The 19,329-nt window shown below is 42.2% G+C and carries 19 protein-coding genes and 1 other RNA gene; 15 read left to right on the forward strand and 5 right to left on the reverse strand.

The window, feature by feature from the left end; all coding sequences use genetic code 11:
* The first annotated feature begins 402 nt into the window (after positions 1-402).
* Entirely contained in the window at positions 403-585 is a 183-nt protein-coding gene (locus FFM74_RS00305) for a hypothetical protein (RefSeq protein WP_137624665.1), read from the forward strand.
* A 20-nt stretch (positions 586-605) separates the two neighbouring features.
* Positions 606-1,331 (forward strand): hypothetical protein, encoded by a 726-nt coding sequence (locus FFM74_RS00310; RefSeq protein WP_137624666.1) that lies wholly within the window; start codon positions 606-608, stop codon positions 1,329-1,331.
* A gap of 331 nt (positions 1,332-1,662) precedes the next feature.
* Here the strand turns inward: FFM74_RS00310 and ssrA are convergent.
* The 5 genes from ssrA to FFM74_RS00335 all read right to left on the reverse strand — a co-directional run bounded on the left by ssrA (position 1,663) and on the right by FFM74_RS00335 (position 4,766).
* Positions 1,663-2,031: a transfer-messenger RNA gene (gene ssrA, locus FFM74_RS00315) on the reverse strand.
* Between the two features lie 65 nt (positions 2,032-2,096).
* Complete coding sequence (locus FFM74_RS00320) at positions 2,097-3,023, reverse strand: DMT family transporter (protein ID WP_137624667.1); 927 nt, start codon at positions 3,021-3,023, stop codon at positions 2,097-2,099.
* 169 nt (positions 3,024-3,192) lie between these two features.
* Positions 3,193-3,825: a pentapeptide repeat-containing protein gene (locus FFM74_RS00325; protein WP_137624668.1), complete on the reverse strand. Its 633-nt coding sequence runs from the start codon at positions 3,823-3,825 to the stop codon at positions 3,193-3,195.
* 48 nt (positions 3,826-3,873) lie between these two features.
* Complete coding sequence (locus FFM74_RS00330) at positions 3,874-4,320, reverse strand: DUF3021 domain-containing protein (RefSeq protein ID WP_137624669.1); 447 nt, start codon at positions 4,318-4,320, stop codon at positions 3,874-3,876.
* Positions 4,317-4,766: a LytTR family DNA-binding domain-containing protein gene (locus FFM74_RS00335; protein ID WP_223877120.1), complete on the reverse strand. Its 450-nt coding sequence runs from the start codon at positions 4,764-4,766 to the stop codon at positions 4,317-4,319. Before FFM74_RS00335 ends, FFM74_RS00330 begins: the two co-directional genes overlap by 4 nt.
* Before the next feature lie 281 nt (positions 4,767-5,047).
* Between FFM74_RS00335 and FFM74_RS00340 the strand changes: the two genes are divergently transcribed.
* From FFM74_RS00340 to FFM74_RS00400, 13 genes are all read left to right on the forward strand, one after another.
* Entirely contained in the window at positions 5,048-5,776 is a 729-nt protein-coding gene (locus tag FFM74_RS00340; protein ID WP_137624670.1) for a response regulator transcription factor, read from the forward strand.
* Positions 5,773-7,290 carry a sensor histidine kinase gene (locus tag FFM74_RS00345; RefSeq protein ID WP_137624671.1) on the forward strand — a complete coding sequence of 506 codons (1,518 nt, stop codon included), beginning with the start codon at positions 5,773-5,775 and terminating at the stop codon, positions 7,288-7,290. The genes FFM74_RS00340 and FFM74_RS00345 overlap by 4 nt, the downstream gene beginning before the upstream one ends.
* A 254-nt stretch (positions 7,291-7,544) precedes the next feature.
* Positions 7,545-8,726, forward strand: coding sequence for a class I SAM-dependent methyltransferase (locus FFM74_RS00350; RefSeq protein WP_137624672.1), 1,182 nt, complete (start codon positions 7,545-7,547; stop codon positions 8,724-8,726).
* 227 nt (positions 8,727-8,953) lie between these two features.
* Positions 8,954-9,811, forward strand: coding sequence for a GRP family sugar transporter (locus tag FFM74_RS00355; protein ID WP_137624673.1), 858 nt, complete (start codon positions 8,954-8,956; stop codon positions 9,809-9,811).
* A 223-nt stretch (positions 9,812-10,034) separates the two neighbouring features.
* A complete protein-coding gene (locus FFM74_RS00360; protein WP_137624674.1) occupies positions 10,035-11,384 on the forward strand; it encodes a glucose-6-phosphate isomerase in 1,350 nt (449 codons plus the stop codon).
* Between the two features lie 722 nt (positions 11,385-12,106).
* Positions 12,107-12,298: a hypothetical protein gene (locus FFM74_RS00365; RefSeq protein ID WP_137624675.1), complete on the forward strand. Its 192-nt coding sequence runs from the start codon at positions 12,107-12,109 to the stop codon at positions 12,296-12,298.
* 272 nt (positions 12,299-12,570) lie between these two features.
* On the forward strand, positions 12,571-14,568 hold the full coding sequence (locus FFM74_RS00370; protein WP_137624676.1) for an ABC transporter ATP-binding protein/permease: 1,998 nt from the start codon (positions 12,571-12,573) through the stop codon (positions 14,566-14,568).
* Between the two features lie 20 nt (positions 14,569-14,588).
* Positions 14,589-16,166 carry a glycosyltransferase gene (locus FFM74_RS00375; protein ID WP_137624677.1) on the forward strand — a complete coding sequence of 526 codons (1,578 nt, stop codon included), beginning with the start codon at positions 14,589-14,591 and terminating at the stop codon, positions 16,164-16,166.
* Positions 16,138-17,916 (forward strand): ABC transporter ATP-binding protein, encoded by a 1,779-nt coding sequence (locus FFM74_RS00380; protein ID WP_137624678.1) that lies wholly within the window; start codon positions 16,138-16,140, stop codon positions 17,914-17,916. Before FFM74_RS00375 ends, FFM74_RS00380 begins: the two co-directional genes overlap by 29 nt.
* A 633-nt stretch (positions 17,917-18,549) precedes the next feature.
* Positions 18,550-18,678 (forward strand): hypothetical protein, encoded by a 129-nt coding sequence (locus tag FFM74_RS13790; protein WP_137624679.1) that lies wholly within the window; start codon positions 18,550-18,552, stop codon positions 18,676-18,678.
* 98 nt (positions 18,679-18,776) lie between these two features.
* Positions 18,777-18,908 (forward strand): hypothetical protein, encoded by a 132-nt coding sequence (locus tag FFM74_RS13795; protein ID WP_137606542.1) that lies wholly within the window; start codon positions 18,777-18,779, stop codon positions 18,906-18,908.
* A gap of 70 nt (positions 18,909-18,978) precedes the next feature.
* Positions 18,979-19,110, forward strand: a complete 132-nt coding sequence (locus FFM74_RS13800; RefSeq protein WP_137624680.1) for a hypothetical protein — start codon at positions 18,979-18,981, stop codon at positions 19,108-19,110.
* Between the two features lie 43 nt (positions 19,111-19,153).
* Complete coding sequence (locus FFM74_RS00400; protein WP_137624681.1) at positions 19,154-19,291, forward strand: hypothetical protein; 138 nt, start codon at positions 19,154-19,156, stop codon at positions 19,289-19,291.
* Positions 19,292-19,329 lie beyond the last annotated feature (38 nt).

Here is a 19,329-nt window from a genome sequence, read left to right on the forward strand (position 1 = left end):
TCTCATCAAATGACCGCCATTGTGGTGGCTATTTGATGAGACCTTTTTGGCTAATAAGAGCTGATATAACTGACGAGGTGACTTTCATTTGGCAGTAAAGATGGAGTGTCTGGACATTTGAAACTAGTCAAAGTACGGCTTTTTTTGATTCGAATTTTAAAAATGATTTTGAAATTGAAAGGATAAACATAAAAGAAACAGACAGAAAAACGAGAAACTAGATGCGGCACTGAACGTAGCAAAGAAGACTGAAAATGAATTATTAAAGCAATTACAGGATTTTGCAGTTAGAATACAATTGCAAGAGCCTGTATGTGGAGATATAAATCCTGTAGTTGCAGAAAATCCAGTATGAGTCGTTAACCGAATAATGATGTCGATGATTGAGAAAAATATAGATTATTGAACACTGTAACAAGTGACCTTTATATGAATATTGAAAAACATATTAATGGAAATGAAGAATATCAAAAATCATTAGACAAGTTGGTAAAGGCACTAACAGTATCTGCAGAAGTAGATAAAGAAAGAGCGAAAGTCGTCACGATTATGTGGTGGACTTTTGTTATGATATTAAGGGATTAATATTTTGGAGGGACTATACGATGAAGAAAACATCAAAAAGAAGTTCTGTGATAGCTATCATGGTATTAATTTTAATAGCCATAGTAGTTCCGGCATTCATTGAAAAAGAAAGGGTATTTCCAACTCTCAAACCGAGCGATTGGTTAAGCTTTTGGGGTCAATATATTGGGACATGGATTGCATTAATTGGAACGTCTATTGTTACTGTATTATTAACAAGTAGACAGATTCAAGAGAATCAGCGTATGACTATAGCCATGTATCAAGTACCGGATAGAATTAAATATATATCCGAAATAGTCGATTTAGTTTCTGATTTTGAATTTCATGCGCAGGCGCAAATATTTGAATATCAAGATACAACGTTTCTGAGGCAGCAAGATTGGTATATTTTTGTGGAACGAGTAGATAGTTTTAGAGAGTACTCAGAAACTATGGGTGAAAAGCTAAATAGATATAGATTTAAATTAACAAAAATTTTTGCGCCAGAGCTTAAAGGTATTATAAGTCAGGATAGTGAAGTGCAGAAAATAATGAACAATATTTTTAATAATGCTGAGGTAGCAGAGATGTATATTGAAAGATATCCTAATGCTCCTGATGAACTTAAAGAAATTATAAGAGAAAACATAGAGAGCTCAATTGTAGAAACAAATCACGAAATAAAAAGATTACGAGAGATTCTTATAGATTTTTGTAATGCTGGAGTAAAATGCAAAATTGATCTTGAAAATAGTGTGTGGTAAAATTTCTAACTTTGCATTAAAGAACAAAGATTAATGTATCACGCATTGCAACAAATACTTTAAAAGCGAAAATGAATGCAAGAATTAGTAAGCTGGGATTAATTATCCGGGCTTTTTTTATCAAAAAGATAGAACTAATAAAGCTACGTATGACTTGACTATTTTTGACAAAAAAAGCCACCCGTTAAGGTAGCTTTTACATATAGCCCGCTAGCAATTAATTTTGACTATCCCTAGTTCGAGTCCTAAGAGATTTCAATGTTTCGATAATTACCATTTAAGGCCGCCATAGCAACGATTCTGGAGTTCGTTGTGTTTGTTTAAAACTCTGTTATGGAGATGGCGAGAGTCGAACTCGCGTCCAAGCATATTGCCCTTCGAATATCTACGATCATAGACACATTATTTGAAATTCGCCGTTACAAACGCCACATGTCAGGGCACCCAGTAACCGCTAACCCGATTAGTCTCTTCTCGTTGCTTCAGGTGTGAGCATTGAGCGTAAGTCCACTTAATTTAGGACCCAGATCTGAGACATGGACGATCTCAGGAGGATCTACGATTAGCGCTGTTTAGGCAGCTAAAGCGTAAGAATTGTTATTATTTTTTGCAGTTATAAATAAACTGAGTGGTTTTACGTGGCACAACCACGAATCGCAATCCGAACTCAAACTATACCTGTCGAATCCAGAACATCCCCAAATTCGATACAAGTTTAGTTTAGCATACAGTTCGATGACTGCCAACTCATATGTTCCAATCGCGCTAATCAGTTTGGCGATGTAAGTAAGCCATCATCTTGCGAACGTTCATGGATAAGGCCATGACAGCTAAAATAATCAGCATCCCACCAAATAAATCGAACCCAGTCAGTTGAACATTCAAAAATGTGACAGAAAAGACAGTTGCGGCCAATGGTTCAAACGCATCAAGTAAACTGGCGGTTGTTGGTAAAATGTCGCTTAAACTCCGGGCAAACATGAAGAATGGGGCAACCGTTCCCAGCAGGACGATCACGCCAATTAGCACCCATTCAGTGGGGTTCAAGCTTAACTTGACGGTCCAAGCAGGTTTTAAGGCCATGAGAAAGAGTCCGGCAATCAATAATCCCCAGCCAGTAACGGTTAAAGCACCATATTTTGGCAACAGCGGGCGTGGAATCAACGTGTTCGTTGCCACCCCAACCGCTGACAAGCCACCCCAGAAGAGGACAACGGGTGAAATCGCCAAACTATTCAAATGCCCATGGGTCACAATTAGTAGTGTGCCGATAAACGCCATCAACATACCAATGGCTTCGGCACGATGTGGCTTGACGTGTTTAAATAAGAAATAATAGCCGCTAATAATAAATGGTCCGAGAAATTGAATGATCGTGGCAATCGGTGCATTGCCGACTTTAACGGCTTCAAAGTAGCAGAGTTGCACCGGAATCAGTCCCAGCAAACCATAACAGATGACTTGAAATGCGTCATGGCAATCATGCCAAATCTGAAGTGGCTTCGTTCCAGCCAGCTGTCCCCAAATCAACATGATAATTCCGGCACTGATCATCCGAATTTGTGTCAGCCAAAGTGGCGTGATGTGAGAATTATTAATAAAGAGCGTGCTGGCAGCCACACCGGATATTCCCCATAAGATACAAGCAATACTTGCGAGTAAAACCCCGCGTAAATGATGTTGACGGGTCATTGGTTTGCAGCTTCCCCGTCGCGTATATAGTTTATTGTCATTGATGACACCCCTTATTCCGAAAATTAACCAGCGTTTTTCATTATAGCAAAGCTTAGTCAACTACGGACGGAGCGTCAGCGATTCTTCACGCAATTATCATGAAGTTATTAGTTTAAGGGCGTTTGTGTTAATCAATCCGTAATTCTAAAAATTGATTGGCAAAGTATAAGGCCTGTTCAGCGGAGACGCGACAGCCACGAATATCAAACGGTTGAACACGCAGGGCCTCAAACTGGCAGTTGCGCAAATCACACTTATTCAGTGGGGTGTTGGTGAAGTCAGCATTGTTCAAATTACAGTCATTGAAATGAGTGACCTTCAAACTAGTATCCATGCAGTTGATTTCAGTGAGTTGGCAGTCCTTAAATGTGACAGTTGCCAATTTCATTTCATTTAAGTTAGCCAAATTGAGATTGCAGGCGTCAAAACTAACGGCTTTAAATAGGCTCTGATCGAAAGTGGTGCCGACTAACTTGCAATTAATAAAGGCCACGCGATACCAACTTGATTTCTCAAATTGGCAATTGGAAAAATCGCAGTCCTTGAAAATAACGTCCGTGACTTCGAGACGAAAAAAATTAGCTGTCGAAAAAGTCATTTTCTCAAATTTAGTTTGTTCAATGATGAGATGTTCGGCACTTTGGGTGGCAATGAGTTGGTCCGTGACTATGGCATTCGCAAGTAGTTGGTCCTCGTTAGTGTAGATGTCACGAAAATCAGTGGCAATTAAGCCATCAAAGTTAATTCTAGGTGTTTGCATTGGGGGTCACTCCTTTTTTCTGCTACTAACTAATATAGCAGGAAGTGCCTATTTTTTTAAGAGCCGATTGAGTCGTTGGACTTCGTGATAGCTTGCGAGGTAATAGTTCCACCAGAGAATCGCATACATAAGAATGAAGATACCGGTAAAAATAAGCAACCAATGAAAATCGAGCGGAAACCAGCCGCATAAGATTGCCAGGGGAGTAAATCCCAAGTAGGTGAGACAGAAGTTGACGACGGTTTGGCGAGTGATGCTCCAATTTGACTGCTGAAAAGTTAGACTAGCCAGGCCAAAGACAATTCCGATCAAAGCCCAAAGTCCGGTGGAAATTAGAGTGGCAGTTAATGGTGAGGAAAAGGTCGCAACATAAGTCGGTGCAGAGGGGACAAAGTAACGCGTCTGGTAGAGGCCAGAAAAACTCAGGGCAACGAGATAACCAATCGTAATGCCGATTGCGGCACTGGTCATGATGAGCTTTAGTAATTTAGTCATTTTAAAACGTCCTTTCTTAGCTTCTGGGTGTAGCGACGTGACGCAAAAGTGGTGCTGCCATCACGGAGGTTAACTTGATACATGCCGGCTTTCGTTAAACTGAAATCTTTAATGAAAGCAATCCGGATGATTTCTGATTGTGAAACCCGTAAAAATAAGTTGGGTGGCAATATCTCAGCGAGTTGATAAATGGGCTGAGTCAGTTGGTAGCGTTCGGAATCATCAACTAGCTCGCAATAAACAGTCTTGCCCTCGTGATAGCAACGATTAATCGCATAGATGGGAATCGCGCGCCGTCGTTTATTATTGCGACCGATGACAGTCAGCGGTTCGGCCGCCTGTTGGATGGCTTGTGCGAGCGCATCGGTATGGGCATCTTGTCGGGCTGCATGGATCGTCACAAATGGTGATAAGAGTTTTAGTGATAGATCGTACATGATTTTCATGGTGCTGTGCTCCTTTTGATCGGTTATAAAATTAGTATAAGTGTGTGTGGCTAAGTTGACTAGCAGTGACGGTTAATTGGTCACTTTAGTGGGTTAAGTGGTCATCACCACATTTCTTTCACAATTGAACCACGGTTTGTTACAAATTTGTTGATATACTAGGACTGATAATTAGCCGCAAGTGGGGTATGATTAGACTTGGGTTAAGTGTTTGGTGACTAACCGAACGCTTTATAAATTTATCGTGTTCATTAAACCGATAAACTTGGAGGACGATATAGATGAAATTATTAATGATTGAAGATAACAAATCCGTCTCGGAAATGATGGCGATGTTTTTTAAGAAAGAACAATGGGATGCCCATTTTGCTTATGATGGCAACGAAGCGGTCGACATGTTCAATGAAGATGTTGATAGCTGGGATATGATTACGTTGGATTTGAACTTGCCGGGTAAAGACGGTATGGCAGTTAGTGCAGATATTCGCAAAGTCTCACCAACTGTACCAATTATCATGTTGACTGCCCGTGACTCTGAAAGTGATCAAGTCTTAGGCTTGGAAATGGGCGCTGATGATTACGTGACGAAGCCATTTTCACCGATTACGTTGATTGCGCGAATTAAAGCGTTGCATCGGCGTGCTGATTTGGGCAAAACGGTTCCGGCTGAAACGTCGGATGATGCGATCAGTGATTTTGACGTGCAAACCGATCATTTCAAGCTGAACACGAAGACGCGTGAAGCCTACTTAGCTGGTAAGCAGATTGAAGATTTAACGCCCAAGGAATTCGATCTCCTGAAAACATTGGCGCAAAAACCACGCCAAGTGTTCTCACGGGAACAATTACTACAATTGGTTTGGGATTATGAATATTACGGTGATGAACGGACCGTGGATGCTCATATCAAGAAGCTACGCCAAAAAATCGAAAAAGCCGGTCCTCAAATTATTCAAACAGTCTGGGGGGTAGGCTACAAGTTCGACGACAGTGGCCTTGACGCTAAATGAAACTGATTTACCAACAAATGCTCGCGTTTTTTGCGGTCATCATCACGGTCATTGTTGTTTTAGGCTTTGCATTTATTCAAACGACTAAAACAATGATTTATCAAAATTCTTGGCAACAGCTACAACAGTATGCGACGAGTATCGAAAAAGAAGCGATTCGATACAACACCCAAACGAAAAAAGTCGTGGGCTTTAACCAACAATTTTTGAATGATGGGACCGCCATTTTGCGTGATCAAAATATCCATTTTTCAGTTTATGATGCCAACAAAAGGGTGGTCTATCCAACGTCGATGGGCTTGAATAGTACGCCGAATGGGTCTTTCTATGCGCCAAGCATCTCACCAGAGGACTGGCAGAAGCTGAAGCAGAATAAGACCATTACGAAGTCGCCACATGTCTCATTTAAGTCACGAAATCATGATCAGCCGGTAAATACGCCGTCATTACGGACAATTGACGTTTTAGTCCCGTTGTTTTATAAGAATGGTAGCACTAGAAAGTTTGTTGGCGCCATCTCGATGGGGTCATTTGAACAGACTTTGCAAGCGAACGAGCAGCAAATTGAGAATAACTTGTTTATTGCGTTACTCGTTTCCGGAATTGCGGCGCTATTGCTCAGCTACATTTTAGCGCGCTACTCGGTAAGACGAATCAATCGGTTGCGTTATGCGACCCATTCCGTGGCGAACGGTGACTTTGACATTCATGTTGATAGCAGTCATAAAGATGAAATTGACGATTTGGCGGATGACTTTAATGGCATGGTCAGTTCGTTGCGTGCTTCTAATGAAGAAATCAAACGCCAAGAAAAACGTCGACGGGAATTTATGGCGGATGCTGCCCATGAAATGCGGACGCCACTAACGACCATTAACGGTATTTTGGAAGGCTTAGCTTATGATGCGATTCCTGAAGAAGATAAGGCCCATTCAATTGAGTTGATGCAAAACGAAACCAAGCGCCTGATTCGCTTAGTTAATGAAAACTTAGATTACGAAAAAATTCGGACTGGTCAAATTGCCTTGAACAAGACCAATTTCGATGGCGTCGAAGTGTTGCACAACTTAGTTGAACAACTCACAAAGAAAGCGGCGGCATCTGAGGATCAATTTAAGCTCAGCACACCGGATTCATTGCCAGTCTGGGCGGACTATGATCGTTTTGTCCAAGTGTTATTTAACATTATGCAAAACGCCATCCAGTTCTCACAGCAAGGCACGATTGAAGTGACGGCTAGTCGGACGGATCATATGACGGTCGTTGCGGTACAAGATCACGGTATCGGTATGACACCTGATCAAGTGAAGAATATTTGGGAACGGTATTACAAGGCCGATCCATCGCGGAAGAATACTAAGTATGGTGAGTCCGGTCTCGGGTTAGCAATTTCACATCAATTGGTTCAACAACATGGTGGGACCATTGAAGTTGAAAGTGAACCAGATCAAGGGACGCGCTTCACGGTGACGTTCCCAGATGAAGGCTTTGATAAACCAATTATTGAAGATTAATTTGGCACATTGGCGAAAGTGGTTTAAGTGATTGTGACTTGAACCACTTTTTGCTTGCCTCGTTAAGCGGCGTGCGTCAGTGAAACTTGTGCCGCGGGGACAACTACTAGTCGCGCTTAGGCCTGGAATATGTTACCCTTAATAAGGCTGTGAACAGCGATTTACCGCTATTTTAGATAAGTAAGTAATGTAAAAACTAGCGCTTCAAAAAGACGGTAGTTTTGCCAGAATTGAACGAATAGGAGCAACAAACTATGCAAAAAGTACAGATTACTGGGAATTCCCAGCGAAAAGTCAAAGATGGTTATCCTTTATTAGTGGAAGATGACCTTAAAGATCCAAGCATGAAATTGACGGATGGTTCATTTGTCAGCTTGATGGCCAGCACGCAATTTATGGGTTATGCCTTGATTGCCAAGCATCGTCGTCAACTTGGCTGGGTGTTAAGTTTAGATGAAACGCAAACGCCAACTGTCGACTATTTCCGTAAACTATTTAAAACGGCCTTAGTTCGTCGTCAAACGACCATGCCCGCGGGTGTCCCACAACGGGTCTTCAACGCTGCCGGTGATGGCTTGGGTGGTGTGACGATTGATCGTTACGATGATTATTATGTCTTTACTTGGTATGCAGAAGGCGTCTATCAACAACGCGAAATGATTTATGCGGCATTTGAAACGGCGACCGAGCATCAATTTAAAGGGGTCTATGCCAAATTACGATTCAACGTTGGTGAAGCTAACTTGAAGAGTCAACTGGTCACCGGGACTGCCGCACCAGAACCATTGTTAGTCACAGAAGGCGATGTGACTTATCCGGTCCATTTGGCGGATGACTTAACAACCGGCTTGTTGCTCGACATGCGCCCCATTCGTGAGTGGGTCGCCAGTGCCGAATTACAAGGAAGAACGGTCTTGAATTTATTTAGCCAAGAAAATGGGATTACGGCTGCGGCCGCAGTCGCTGGCGCCGCCAAGACGATTTCGATTGAAACGTCGAAAAAGGGTGCCACCGCAACGGCTGAACAATTGGCTATGAATAATATCGACCCAGACAAGCATGAAATTCGGACGATTGAAGTGCCAAATTACTTGGACTATACGGCTAAGCATCATTTGAGCTACGATGTGGTTGTCGTAACGGCGCCAACTTTTGCCCGCGTTAAAAAGCAAAAATTCCAAGTTGCGGTTGATTTGACCGACGTGTTAGCACAAGCGTTACCAACGGTTCGTCGGGATGGTCAATTGGTGGTAGCGACCACAGCCAACAACTTCTCGATGAAGCGATTCAGCGAAGCCGTAAGCGATGCCTTCATTGGCAGTGATCGGACTTATACCGTCACTGAAACGTTGCGTTTGCCAGCGGATTTTGTCACACGCAAAGCGTACTTGGCTAGCAATTATTTGAAGGTTTTGGTCTTAACATTAGATAAATAGGCCAAAATAACTGCCTAAATAAAAAAAATTTAAACCGTATTTTGGAGGCCGTTTTCATTACTTGAAAACGGTCTCTATTGATAAAGAAAACGAATTCATGAAAATATAATAATAATTATATTTTGGCCTGAAACGCTATTTAACGCTGGTAAAACGGTTACTTTCCTGATAAAATTATTTCTTGTCGTTAGGCACGAGAGAAAAAATAGAAATGAGGATTATGATTAATGGGAATTCTAATTGCACTGATTCCTGCAATTGCGTGGGGTAGTATCGGCTTAATTAGTGGTCATATGGGTGGTTCTGCGCGGCAACAGACCCTTGGTATGACAATGGGTGCTTTGGTCTTTGGGCTCATTCTTTGGATTGTGAAACAACCATCCTTAACTACCGCAGTCTGGGTGACTGGGATTATTTCCGGCCTATTCTGGAGTGTTGGTCAAGGACAACAGTTCACATCAATGAAAGCTATCGGGATTTCACGGACCACCCCAATGTCAACTGGGATGCAGTTAGTCGCCAATGCGCTAGCGGGCGTGTTGTTGTTCAATGAATGGCATGGCAAGATGTACTGGATTGGGTCAATCTCAGTCATCGTTTTAATTGCTGGGGCCGTATTGACCTCATTAACAGACCGTTCTGACCCGAACCGGAGCACTTCCGAAAATTGGGGTGTTGGGATTCGGGCTTTGATCTTATCAACAATCGGTTACGCCGGTTATACGATTGTCGTGCATTACGGGAACGTCAATGCACAGGCTGTCGTGATGCCACAGGCGATTGGGATGTTAATTGGTGCGTTGATCTGGTCCTTCAAGGATAAGCCTTGGCTGGAAAAGGCAACGTATCGTAACATCGTCACCGGGCTCGTTTGGGGTGTCGGTAACTTGTTCATGTTTATGGCGATGGCCCAAATTGGTCAAGCCATTGCGTACTCACTGTCACAGATGGGAATTGTGATCTCAACCTTTGGGAGTATTTATCTGTTAGGTGAGCGTAAAACGAAACGTGAAATGTTGTATGTCATCATTGGCTCAATTTTAGTCATTATTGGTGGCGTCGCCTTATCTTTGATGAAGGCGTAAGGTCGCTTTAACCTGAAAATTAGTTAATTTATTTTTTAACGGCTCAAAACGTAATCAGACGCGATAACAATTCGTTATCAGCGCCTTTTTTTGTTCATAATTTTGCTTATTTTTTACATAATTTGCGAAAATTCACGAAAAAAGCGGGTAAGCGCTTTTCATTCGGTTCGCTCGTATTGTATAATGTGAGTTGTTAAATATGTATAGGAAGAGGTAATAATAAATGGCACACATTTCATTTGACAGCTCTAATTTAACTAATTTCGTTCATGATAACGAACTTGGCGAAATGCAAGCTATGGTCACAGCTGCTGACAAGGAGCTGCGTGAAGGTACTGGCGCCGGGAATGATTTCCGCGGCTGGTTAGACTTACCAACAGATTACGACAAGGAAGAATTTGCCCGTATCAAAGCGGCTGCAAAGAAGATTCAATCAGACTCAGACGTCTTAGTAGTAATCGGGATCGGTGGTTCATACCTCGGTGCCCGGGCTGCCATTGAATTCTTACATGAAACTTTCTGGTCATCACTTTCACGTGAAGACCGTAAATTCCCACAAGTTGTCTTTGCTGGGAACTCAATTTCACCTTCATATGTCAACGACTTAGTTCATATGATCGGTGACCGTGACTTTTCTGTTAACATTATTTCGAAATCTGGGACCACGACTGAACCATCAATCGCCTTCCGAGTATTCAAAGAGAAGTTAATCGCTAAGTATGGTGAAGAAGCTGCCAAAGGCCGTATTTTTGCAACAACTGACCGCAAACGTGGTGCCTTGAAGCAAGAAGCCGACGCTGAAGGCTACGAATCATTCGTTATTCCTGATGATGTTGGTGGTCGTTTCACTGTCTTGACCCCAGTTGGGTTATTACCAATTGCTGTTTCAGGCGGCGACATTGATTCATTAATGAAGGGTGCTGCGGATGGTCGTGCACAATACAGCGATGCTGATTTGACCAAGAACGAAGCCTACCAATATGCTGCTTTCCGTAATATCTTATATCGGAAAGGCTATACCACTGAAATTCTTGAAAACTACGAACCAAATATGGCGATGTTCTCAGAATGGTGGAAGCAATTAATGGGTGAATCCGAAGGGAAAGACCAAAAGGGTATCTACCCATCATCTGCAAACTTCACGACTGACTTACATTCATTGGGTCAATATATCCAAGAAGGTCGTCGTAATTTGATGGAAACTGTCATCAAAGTTGAAAATGCTACTAGTGACGTTGACATTCCTAAAGAAACTGAAAACCTTGATGGCTTGAAGTATCTTGAAGGTAAGACAATGGCACAAGTTAACACCAAAGCCTTTGAAGGGGTTATTATGGCCCACGTTGATGGCGGTGTTCCTAACATGGTCGTTAACATTCCTAGCCAAGATGCTTATACCTTAGGCTACATGATTTACTTCTTCGAATCAGCCGTTGCGATTTCTGGTTACTTGAACGGGATCAACCCATTCAACCAACCAGGTGTCGAAGCATACAAGAACAACATGTTCGCTTTGCTTGGCAAACCAGGCTATGAAGAATTAACTAAGAAGTTAACTTCACGCCTTAAATAAGCAATCTAAAAGTTAAAAATTTTGAGCGCGTTTGACATCGTTATGGTGTTGAACGCGCTTTTTGAGTTTTTGTGCTAAAGGATGAAAGACGAAAATCACTAATAAATGCAGTCGTACTAGTACATTAGCAATGAAAAGCGACGCCCTCCAGCTAGATTAATGGTGATAAAGATAAAAGACATAAAAACAGTTGATTATTAACTAAAAGTTGCCAGTAAAAAAAGATCATGAACACTAACAGGTCTGCAATGGTTACACCTAAACTAGACTAATGATGAACGCTCGTCAGTCAGAAACGTTGTGTTATATGGGACAGCTTCGGCCGCAGTGCGGTCTGCGGCTTTGATTCCAAGGATAACCCACATCTTTAAATCTTACCAACACAGCACTTTTATATGTCTCCAGTAAGCCAAATAAGCTGTGGGCTGAAACCGATAGCTGTTGACTAGTCTGTATAAGGCTGGTTATTGATAAGCTGGTGTTACTCACGAATTTCATCTTGAGTAAAATTCAAAGCAATGCACATCGCTAGCCGTGAGGGGGCTTCGTTTGGGGCTCAGCCGTGGCATTTGGCGTTCCGGCCCCGAACGAAGTCCCCGGTAGGCGGAAATTAGCGCCTATTTGCTAGCTAATGAAGAACGTGACAGCGTGGAACGGTTGCAAAAGTAGGTCGAGCGTGCGATGATTTAACAATCAAGAGGCATCAATCAAGGAGTTAAGTCATGAGAGCTTTAAATATTATTGAAAGTATTATCATTGTCGTTGGTTTGGTCATGTTTGGCTTGGGCAGCAAAGTAGAGACAATCCACCAAGCGGCCCCTTGGCTACAATATGCAGGGCTCATTTTGGTCTTCATTACCGGTTTGAGCGATGCCGTCTATCGGATCGTGACGAAGAAAAGTTTTTTGAAATAATGTGATTAGGTTTTCGAGTTCAAACCAGACAAAAAAGTGCCACCGTTTAAGTTCATCAACTTAGTTTGATGCTTAAATGGTGGTACTTTTTAGTTAGTTGGTTATAGCAATAACTATGATAGTAAAGGGATTGTTCGACAATCCATCAAGCAAATAAACCGTTACCCCTGGTATTCGATAATGCTTTACATCATTCACTATTAATCGCATGGTATAAATGAGGAAATGACCAGTGGGGATGTACTCCGAAATAAAGTATGGGAGGAACTAGCATGAGTTTTTTAGAACTACATAACATTCACAAAGCCTATACGTTAAATCATCATGAAAATGTGATTTTAAAGGGCATTAATTTGAATTTTGATCGCGGGGAATTTATTTCAATTTTAGGTGAATCTGGTGGTGGTAAATCGACACTGATGAACATCATCGGGGGATTGGATCATCAATATGAAGGTGATGTCTTAATTGATGGAGAATCGTTGCGTTCAATGAACGAACGGCGCCTGACCGAATATCGCCGTGAAACTATTGGATTCATCTTTCAAAACTTTAATCTGGTTAGTTATTTAAGTGTCTTAGATAACGTTTTGCTTTCATTAAAGATGACGAAACAGTCACATGCGGAACAAGTTAACAAGGCCACGGCGCTATTAAAACGGGTGGGGCTTGAGCCACAAGCCCATCAATATCCAAATGAACTGTCTGGTGGTCAAAAACAACGGGTTGCCATCGCACGGGCACTGGCGAGTGATCCGGATATCATTATTGCCGATGAACCCACTGGTGCGCTGGATAGCCAAAATACCTTGGAAGTCATGGATATTCTGTATTCGATTGCGGCAGAGGGAAAATTAGTGATTACCGTCACGCATTCGCAAGAAGTTGCGGATTACGGGACGCGGATTGTGCATTTGGATGACGGGCAGATTCATGACGAATTGGTGATTGGGGCACCATTTGATGAAGTTGTGAAAAAGCCAACTAAATATCGGACACTAGGTTTCCGGCAAATGTTTAAGATGTCAATGCAACATATGCGGCGGATGTGGTTACGCTACTTACTCATCATTTTTGGCTCATCAATTGGGATCAGCAGTATCGTGGTCATGTTGGGGCTGGGGAGTGGGATTCAAAATTATATGAATCATCAAATCACCTCACAGGTCAATCCAACGGCGGTACAAGTGTCTAAGAAGACCAAAGCCGTCAATCCAGCCAACCAGCAGGATGCGAAAACGGCCGCCGACTACCAAGCTGCGGTCAACAAGACGCAGACGACTGCCGAAAAGAATGCACAAGTCACCGCAAGCGAGGCCAAACAGTTAGCTAAGCTGAAATATGTAGATTCAGCCAAACTAGGTTACTATGCGGCTTCAGCAACGACGAACTATCAAAAGAAAACGGTTACGTCGTCATTACAAACTGATAATCCGACGGTCTTGAATAAAACAATTAAAGACGGTCAACGGCCAACCGGCAATCAAGTCTTGATTGGGCGCAAGTTAGCTAAGAAGTTAGTTGGCACAAAAAATTACAAACAGGCGTTAAAAAAGTCGGTGACTGTTAAGTTGGCGGTTGTCGATAACAAGAACGCCGCAGTGATGCTTACACGCAAGTTGAAGGTTAGCGGCATTACTAGTAGCAATGATCTGTCAATGATTGTGCCTAGTCAGACGTTGAAGTCGATGTATGAGAAACAGAATGTGACTTATCGACCAAACTTTACGATTGTTCAAATTAGCAAACTGTCACATGTGAAGTCAGTCGAACATCAAATCAAGCAAATTAAGACTAGTGATAAGAAACAAAAGTTTAATTACACTGGAATTGGGGATTTGATTGATTCATTGAACACTTATATTCGGCTCGCAACGAACGTCTTGACTGGGGTTGCTGGGATTGCGTTATTAGTTTCAGCCATCATGATTATCGTGGTCTTATACGTCAGTGTTTCTGAACGGACACGTGAAATTGGTGTCTTACGGGCGCTAGGTGCACGTAAACGGGATATTAGTCACCTGTTCTTTGCCGAAGCGTTAACGATTGGTGTATTGGCAGCGGTGGTTGGCTTGATTTTTGGTCAACTTTGGCAAGTTTTGGGGAATGCGGCAGTTTATAGTTTAATCAAATATCCAATCGTCCGTATTTCCGGCGCCGCGATGTTTGGCGGGGTTACTGTCAGTGTGGTAATTAGTTTGTTGGCAGCACTCGCGCCGGCTCACATGGCTGCACGCTTAGATCCAGTTGAAAGTTTGTCACATGAATAATTGAAGTGAGGGGAAGCAGTATGTACTTTTTCATTACGACAAAAATTGATTCAACGCCATCTGCGATTGAAATTGCGATGATTCAACGCCAGCGCTTATTTACGAAGCATCGGGTGCCATCACTGATTGTTACCCGCAATTACGTCCGTGATTTGCATAAAAATATGCAGGCGGTTGGCTTAGATGATGATTTTCTCGTCAACATGTATGACTATTTTCAAGGCACGACCGACTATCAAGGGGAGGGGTTAACGGCTGCGAACTATCCGCGGGTTAACGGTGAAACTTTGGAACTCATTAATAAGAATGAGTTTGATGTCGTTCAACGTGGCATTCGGCAAAAGGCGCTCATTTTAAATGGTGCCGGTAACCTCGATTACGTTAACGTTTTTAATCCGCAAGGGGCCATCAGTCGCCGTGATTATTACGATACGCGGGGATTCTTGTCAGTGGCACAATACTTTGATCAGCAGCAAAATATTGTGCTAGAACAGCATTGTAATTTACAGCATGAACCCGTGTTGGAAACGTATTTTCGGCCGAATGCCAAAAAGCAGCCGGTTGCCACCCATCAACGCTTACTAAATTATCATGGGCATGATTATGAGTTTGAAGATTGGGATCAACTGACCGCGTTTTTCTTGGATGAACTCAACAATGAATATGGTGGTCACGGCACGATGATTGTGGATCGCAGTGATGCGGGGATGAATCCAATCGTGGAGATGACCTCGGTTGCCCGTAAATACGAATTTTTACACAGCAACTTTACCCTCGATCCACTCGATGTCGTGAATTCGCCAATCGTGCCTTATACGCAAATTGGGCTAGATCATGCGGATCAGCTGGCGGGGTTCATTATGTCGACGAAGGCCGAATGTGAAGATATGACCAATCATATCCACGATATTGTCCCCACGATCGCGATTCCGGTGGGGAGCGTTAGCGAGGAACAATTAGGCACGATGCCGATTGATTTCAGCGAACGTACCCCGGGGAAAATTATTGCGATTGCCCGGCTCTCAGTCGAAAAACAGCTTGATCAGTTAATCAAAGCGGTCGCGTATGTGCATGGCAAGTACTCGGAGGCGACACTGGATATTTATGGTTATGGGGATTCTTGGACTGGCTTTAAAGAAGATAAGAAGCTCAGGACGTTAGTGGATTCCCAGCAGTGGCAGTCATTTATCAAATTCAAAGGTTTCCGGACCGACTTGACTGATGTTTATAATCAGGCGCAACTGATGGTCTTAACGAGTTCGTATGAGGGCTTCAACTTAGGCACCTTGGAATCATTAAGCCATGGCGTGCCGGTGGTCGCATATGATATTAAGTATGGCCCATCCGAAATGATTACGGATGGCAAGAATGGTCGGTTAGTACCGGCAAATAATTTACTGGAACTGGGTAAAGTCATTTTGAGCTTATTTGAACAACCAAAAAAATTAGCCTTGATGAGTGAAGCGGCATATGGGAATAGCGTTCGCTTTTCAGAAGCCATGGTTTGGCAGCGATGGAACGACCAGGTGGTTCAACCAGATATCCAAGCAATGAGGGAGGATCATCGTTATGGCGACTCAATCGGCAATCTCAGCTGATAAACCAGTGACTAAAAATAGCCACCGCAAATACGGGACGCGCGATTTATTGCGGTTAATTACCCATTATGCCCACCCGAAGAAGGGGCTGTTCTTAGTCGGAATCTTATTGTCCTTCGTGGCAACGATTTGCAGTTTATCAATTACGTTATTATTAAAACAATTTATTGATGCATTCAATCATGGCACCTCGGGTCAGTTATTGATCCAGTTATCCTTGATTATCGTTTTTCAATTACTGGCAAGTGTCAGTTCAAGTTTCTTATTGAATTATACTGGGGTCGATGCAGTATCGACCTTGCGCAGCAAACTATGGGAACATATTGTGGATTTACCGATTCCTTATTTCGACCAAAACCGTACCGGTGAGCTTTCCAGTCGGGTGGTCAACGATACGTCGACAATCTTTGAGTTGATTTCCAGTCAGTTTTCAAATGCGATCAATGGGATTATTTCAATCATTGGTTCCTTAGTTTTGATGCTGATGTTAAACTTCAAATTAACGATTATTATTCTAATTATCGTGCCGATTATGGCAGTGATTATTGTACCGATGGGGCAAATACTGGCGCGTATTTCCAAAGCGATTCAAAAAGAAACGGCCAATCTGAATAGTGCGGCGGTTCAAATGATTTCACAAAATCGGCTCGTTAAAGCGATGGTGGCTGAAAAGTCTTTGAAACAACAAGGGACTGATCAAGTGAATCGCATTAAAGGTTTCAGCGTCAACCAAATTAAGTTAGTGTCAATTTTGAATCCAATTTTGAATATCATTTTGCTAGCTGCGATCTTTATTATCATCGTCTATGGTGGGATCTTAGTGCAAACTAAGGCCCTCACCATTGGGAGTTTGGTCGCGTTCCTCATGTACGCCGTTCAAATGATTGCGCCATTAAGCAGCGTGACTGGGTTAGTGACGGCCGTACAACAGACGGTTGGGGCTACGGAACGGATCGACAATATTTTAGACAGTCCCGTTGAAGATAAGCGGGTGACTGGCAAAGATTTGGCGGGCATCGACCAAATTAGTTTTGAACACGTTAATTTTGGCTATCAACCGGATAAATTGATTTTGAAAGACATTGATTTGACGATTCAACACGGTGAACGGTTAGCGTTGATCGGTGAAAGTGGGAGTGGTAAAACGACGTTAGTGTCGTTGCTAGAGTCTTATTACGCGCCCACTAGCGGCAATTTGACGATTAACGGTGAACCAATGGCTGATTTTGCCATTCCGGCCTTACGCAATCGCATTGGATATGTGAGTCAAGAGGTCGATCTCATGCCCGGCACGATTCGTGATAATCTGTTACTGGGCAGCACGACGACGGTTAGCGATAGCCAGTTGATTGATTTATTGGGGCAAGTTGGCTTGACTGACTGGGTTCAAGAGCTACCAGCGGGTTTGGATACAGATGTTGGTGAACGCGGGCTAAACGTGTCTGGCGGTCAACGGCAACGGTTGGCGATTGTCCGGGCACTGGTTCGAAAGCCGTCACTATTGATTTTGGATGAAGCAACGGCAAGTCTAGATAATCGTAATCAGGAACGGGTGACGGAACTGCTTGCCACGTTGCCAACCGACTTAACGACGATTACGATTGTCCATCGTTTGAATCAGATTGAAGCTTATCCACGTATTTTGTTCATGGAACATGGCCAAATTACCGGGGATGGGAATCATGAACAGCTATTAGCCAGTCATGACAGTTATCGTGACTTCTACCAATTGCAATATCGGCATGGCTAAGGCCTGAAGTTTTAAAGTGAAAAAGTCATAAAAAAATTGATCAATGACCGTCAAGGTTGTTGGTCAATTTTTTTGGCGATTTTTGTGTTAATCACTGGTAAAAGTGGGGTGGACTAAAATTATGTGATGCGTTTGATCGTAGCGGCTAATTTTAGCGATTTTTGGACATTGAAATAGAAATTAATTATAAAAAAGTCGAAATCGTGACTCGATATAACCAATCATTATGACAATATACATTGACGTATATGATGAAATTGGCTAATTGCGTGTTAAGCGTTTACTTATTCAATCGGCGGTATAAGTGGTTTTCATAGGGGGTTCTGAACCTCAAAAGGGAATCAGTAACCCCGTCAAGCGTGCCCTAGGTTCAGAGCGTTTTTTGCCGTTAGTTAAACACGTATTTGTTACATAGTATGTACATTTGATGTCGGAATGTGATACTACCCACAAATCATTCGAATATTAGTTATTTCATTGACGCAATGCCCGTTAATTGGGTAGTATTTACTCGTAAACAAGGTTACTTGTTTCACATACACATCGAGTGAAGAAAGTAAGATTTTTATATGAATTTATTATTTTCATTTGAGTGATGTGCAGTTCTAAAAAATAATCTAGGGGGTTAACAAAATGAGTTTCTTTACTGATCTTCATGTTTTACCTGGGACCCATACAGCTTCATATACTAGCTCAGTTTCCAATGATATCTTCGGCGGATTACACAGCTTTATCTTGAATCTGATTAGTTTATTTAAATAGTTCAGTAGCCTAATCGTTTAAAAACTTGATTTTTAAATGATTTAAGTTCGGTTTGTTATGACAATTTACAATCTCAAATAATTTAGGAGGGTTTTACAATGAGTTTTTTCAGTGATTTACACTTATTACCAGGCACCCATACTTCATCACATACTAGTTCAGTAAGCAATCAACCATTTGGAACACTTTACCAATTCATCTTAAATGTCATTGCGGCATTTAAGGGCTAGGCGCTGTTTCGGACAGGTCTCGTTGCAACTAACAGTTAAACAATTCAATTTTTAAAGGAGGCAACTAAATATGAGCTTTTTCAGTGATTTGCATTTATTACCAGGTACCCATACCTCATCACATACTAGTTCAGTAAGTAACCAACCACTCGGTACGTTCTATCAATTTATTTTGAACGTTATCGCCGCATTCAAAGGCTAGAGAGTTAGCGTTTTGAAAATTTAAAAATGAGGAGGAATTTACGATGAGTTTCTTTAACGATTTCCATATCTTACCAGGTACCCATACGTCATCATATAAATCAAGTGTTTCAAACGACATCTTCGGTGGTTTCCACAGTTTTATCTTGAACTTAATTTCAGCTGTCAAAGGCTTGTTCTAAAAACAACAATCAAAGGGGATTTAACTTATGAGCTTTTT

Source organism: Lactiplantibacillus pingfangensis, assembly GCF_005404945.1.
Lineage (GTDB): Bacteria > Bacillota > Bacilli > Lactobacillales > Lactobacillaceae > Lactiplantibacillus > Lactiplantibacillus pingfangensis.

Bases quoted from the DNA above. Each gene is read 5' to 3' on its own strand.
- FFM74_RS00320 (WP_137624667.1), bottom strand. From the start codon at position 3,023: ATGACCCGTCAACATCATTTACGCGGGGTTTTACTCGCAAGTATTGCT.
- FFM74_RS00330 (WP_137624669.1), bottom strand. From the start codon at position 4,320: ATGACTAAATTACTAAAGCTCATCATGACCAGTGCCGCAATCGGCATT.
- FFM74_RS00370 (WP_137624676.1), top strand. From the start codon at position 12,571: ATGAGTTTTTTAGAACTACATAACATTCACAAAGCCTATACGTTAAAT.
- FFM74_RS00375 (WP_137624677.1), top strand. From the start codon at position 14,589: ATGTACTTTTTCATTACGACAAAAATTGATTCAACGCCATCTGCGATT.
- FFM74_RS13795 (WP_137606542.1), top strand. From the start codon at position 18,777: ATGAGTTTTTTCAGTGATTTACACTTATTACCAGGCACCCATACTTCA.
- FFM74_RS00350 (WP_137624672.1), top strand. From the start codon at position 7,545: ATGCAAAAAGTACAGATTACTGGGAATTCCCAGCGAAAAGTCAAAGAT.
- FFM74_RS00360 (WP_137624674.1), top strand. From the start codon at position 10,035: ATGGCACACATTTCATTTGACAGCTCTAATTTAACTAATTTCGTTCAT.
- FFM74_RS00325 (WP_137624668.1), bottom strand. From the start codon at position 3,825: ATGCAAACACCTAGAATTAACTTTGATGGCTTAATTGCCACTGATTTT.
- FFM74_RS00365 (WP_137624675.1), top strand. From the start codon at position 12,107: ATGAGAGCTTTAAATATTATTGAAAGTATTATCATTGTCGTTGGTTTG.
- FFM74_RS00345 (WP_137624671.1), top strand. From the start codon at position 5,773: ATGAAACTGATTTACCAACAAATGCTCGCGTTTTTTGCGGTCATCATC.
- FFM74_RS00400 (WP_137624681.1), top strand. From the start codon at position 19,154: ATGAGTTTCTTTAACGATTTCCATATCTTACCAGGTACCCATACGTCA.
- FFM74_RS13800 (WP_137624680.1), top strand. From the start codon at position 18,979: ATGAGCTTTTTCAGTGATTTGCATTTATTACCAGGTACCCATACCTCA.
- FFM74_RS00340 (WP_137624670.1), top strand. From the start codon at position 5,048: ATGAAATTATTAATGATTGAAGATAACAAATCCGTCTCGGAAATGATG.
- FFM74_RS00380 (WP_137624678.1), top strand. From the start codon at position 16,138: ATGGCGACTCAATCGGCAATCTCAGCTGATAAACCAGTGACTAAAAAT.
- FFM74_RS00310 (WP_137624666.1), top strand. From the start codon at position 606: ATGAAGAAAACATCAAAAAGAAGTTCTGTGATAGCTATCATGGTATTA.
- FFM74_RS00335 (WP_223877120.1), bottom strand. From the start codon at position 4,766: ATGAAAATCATGTACGATCTATCACTAAAACTCTTATCACCATTTGTG.
- FFM74_RS00355 (WP_137624673.1), top strand. From the start codon at position 8,954: ATGGGAATTCTAATTGCACTGATTCCTGCAATTGCGTGGGGTAGTATC.
- FFM74_RS13790 (WP_137624679.1), top strand. From the start codon at position 18,550: ATGAGTTTCTTTACTGATCTTCATGTTTTACCTGGGACCCATACAGCT.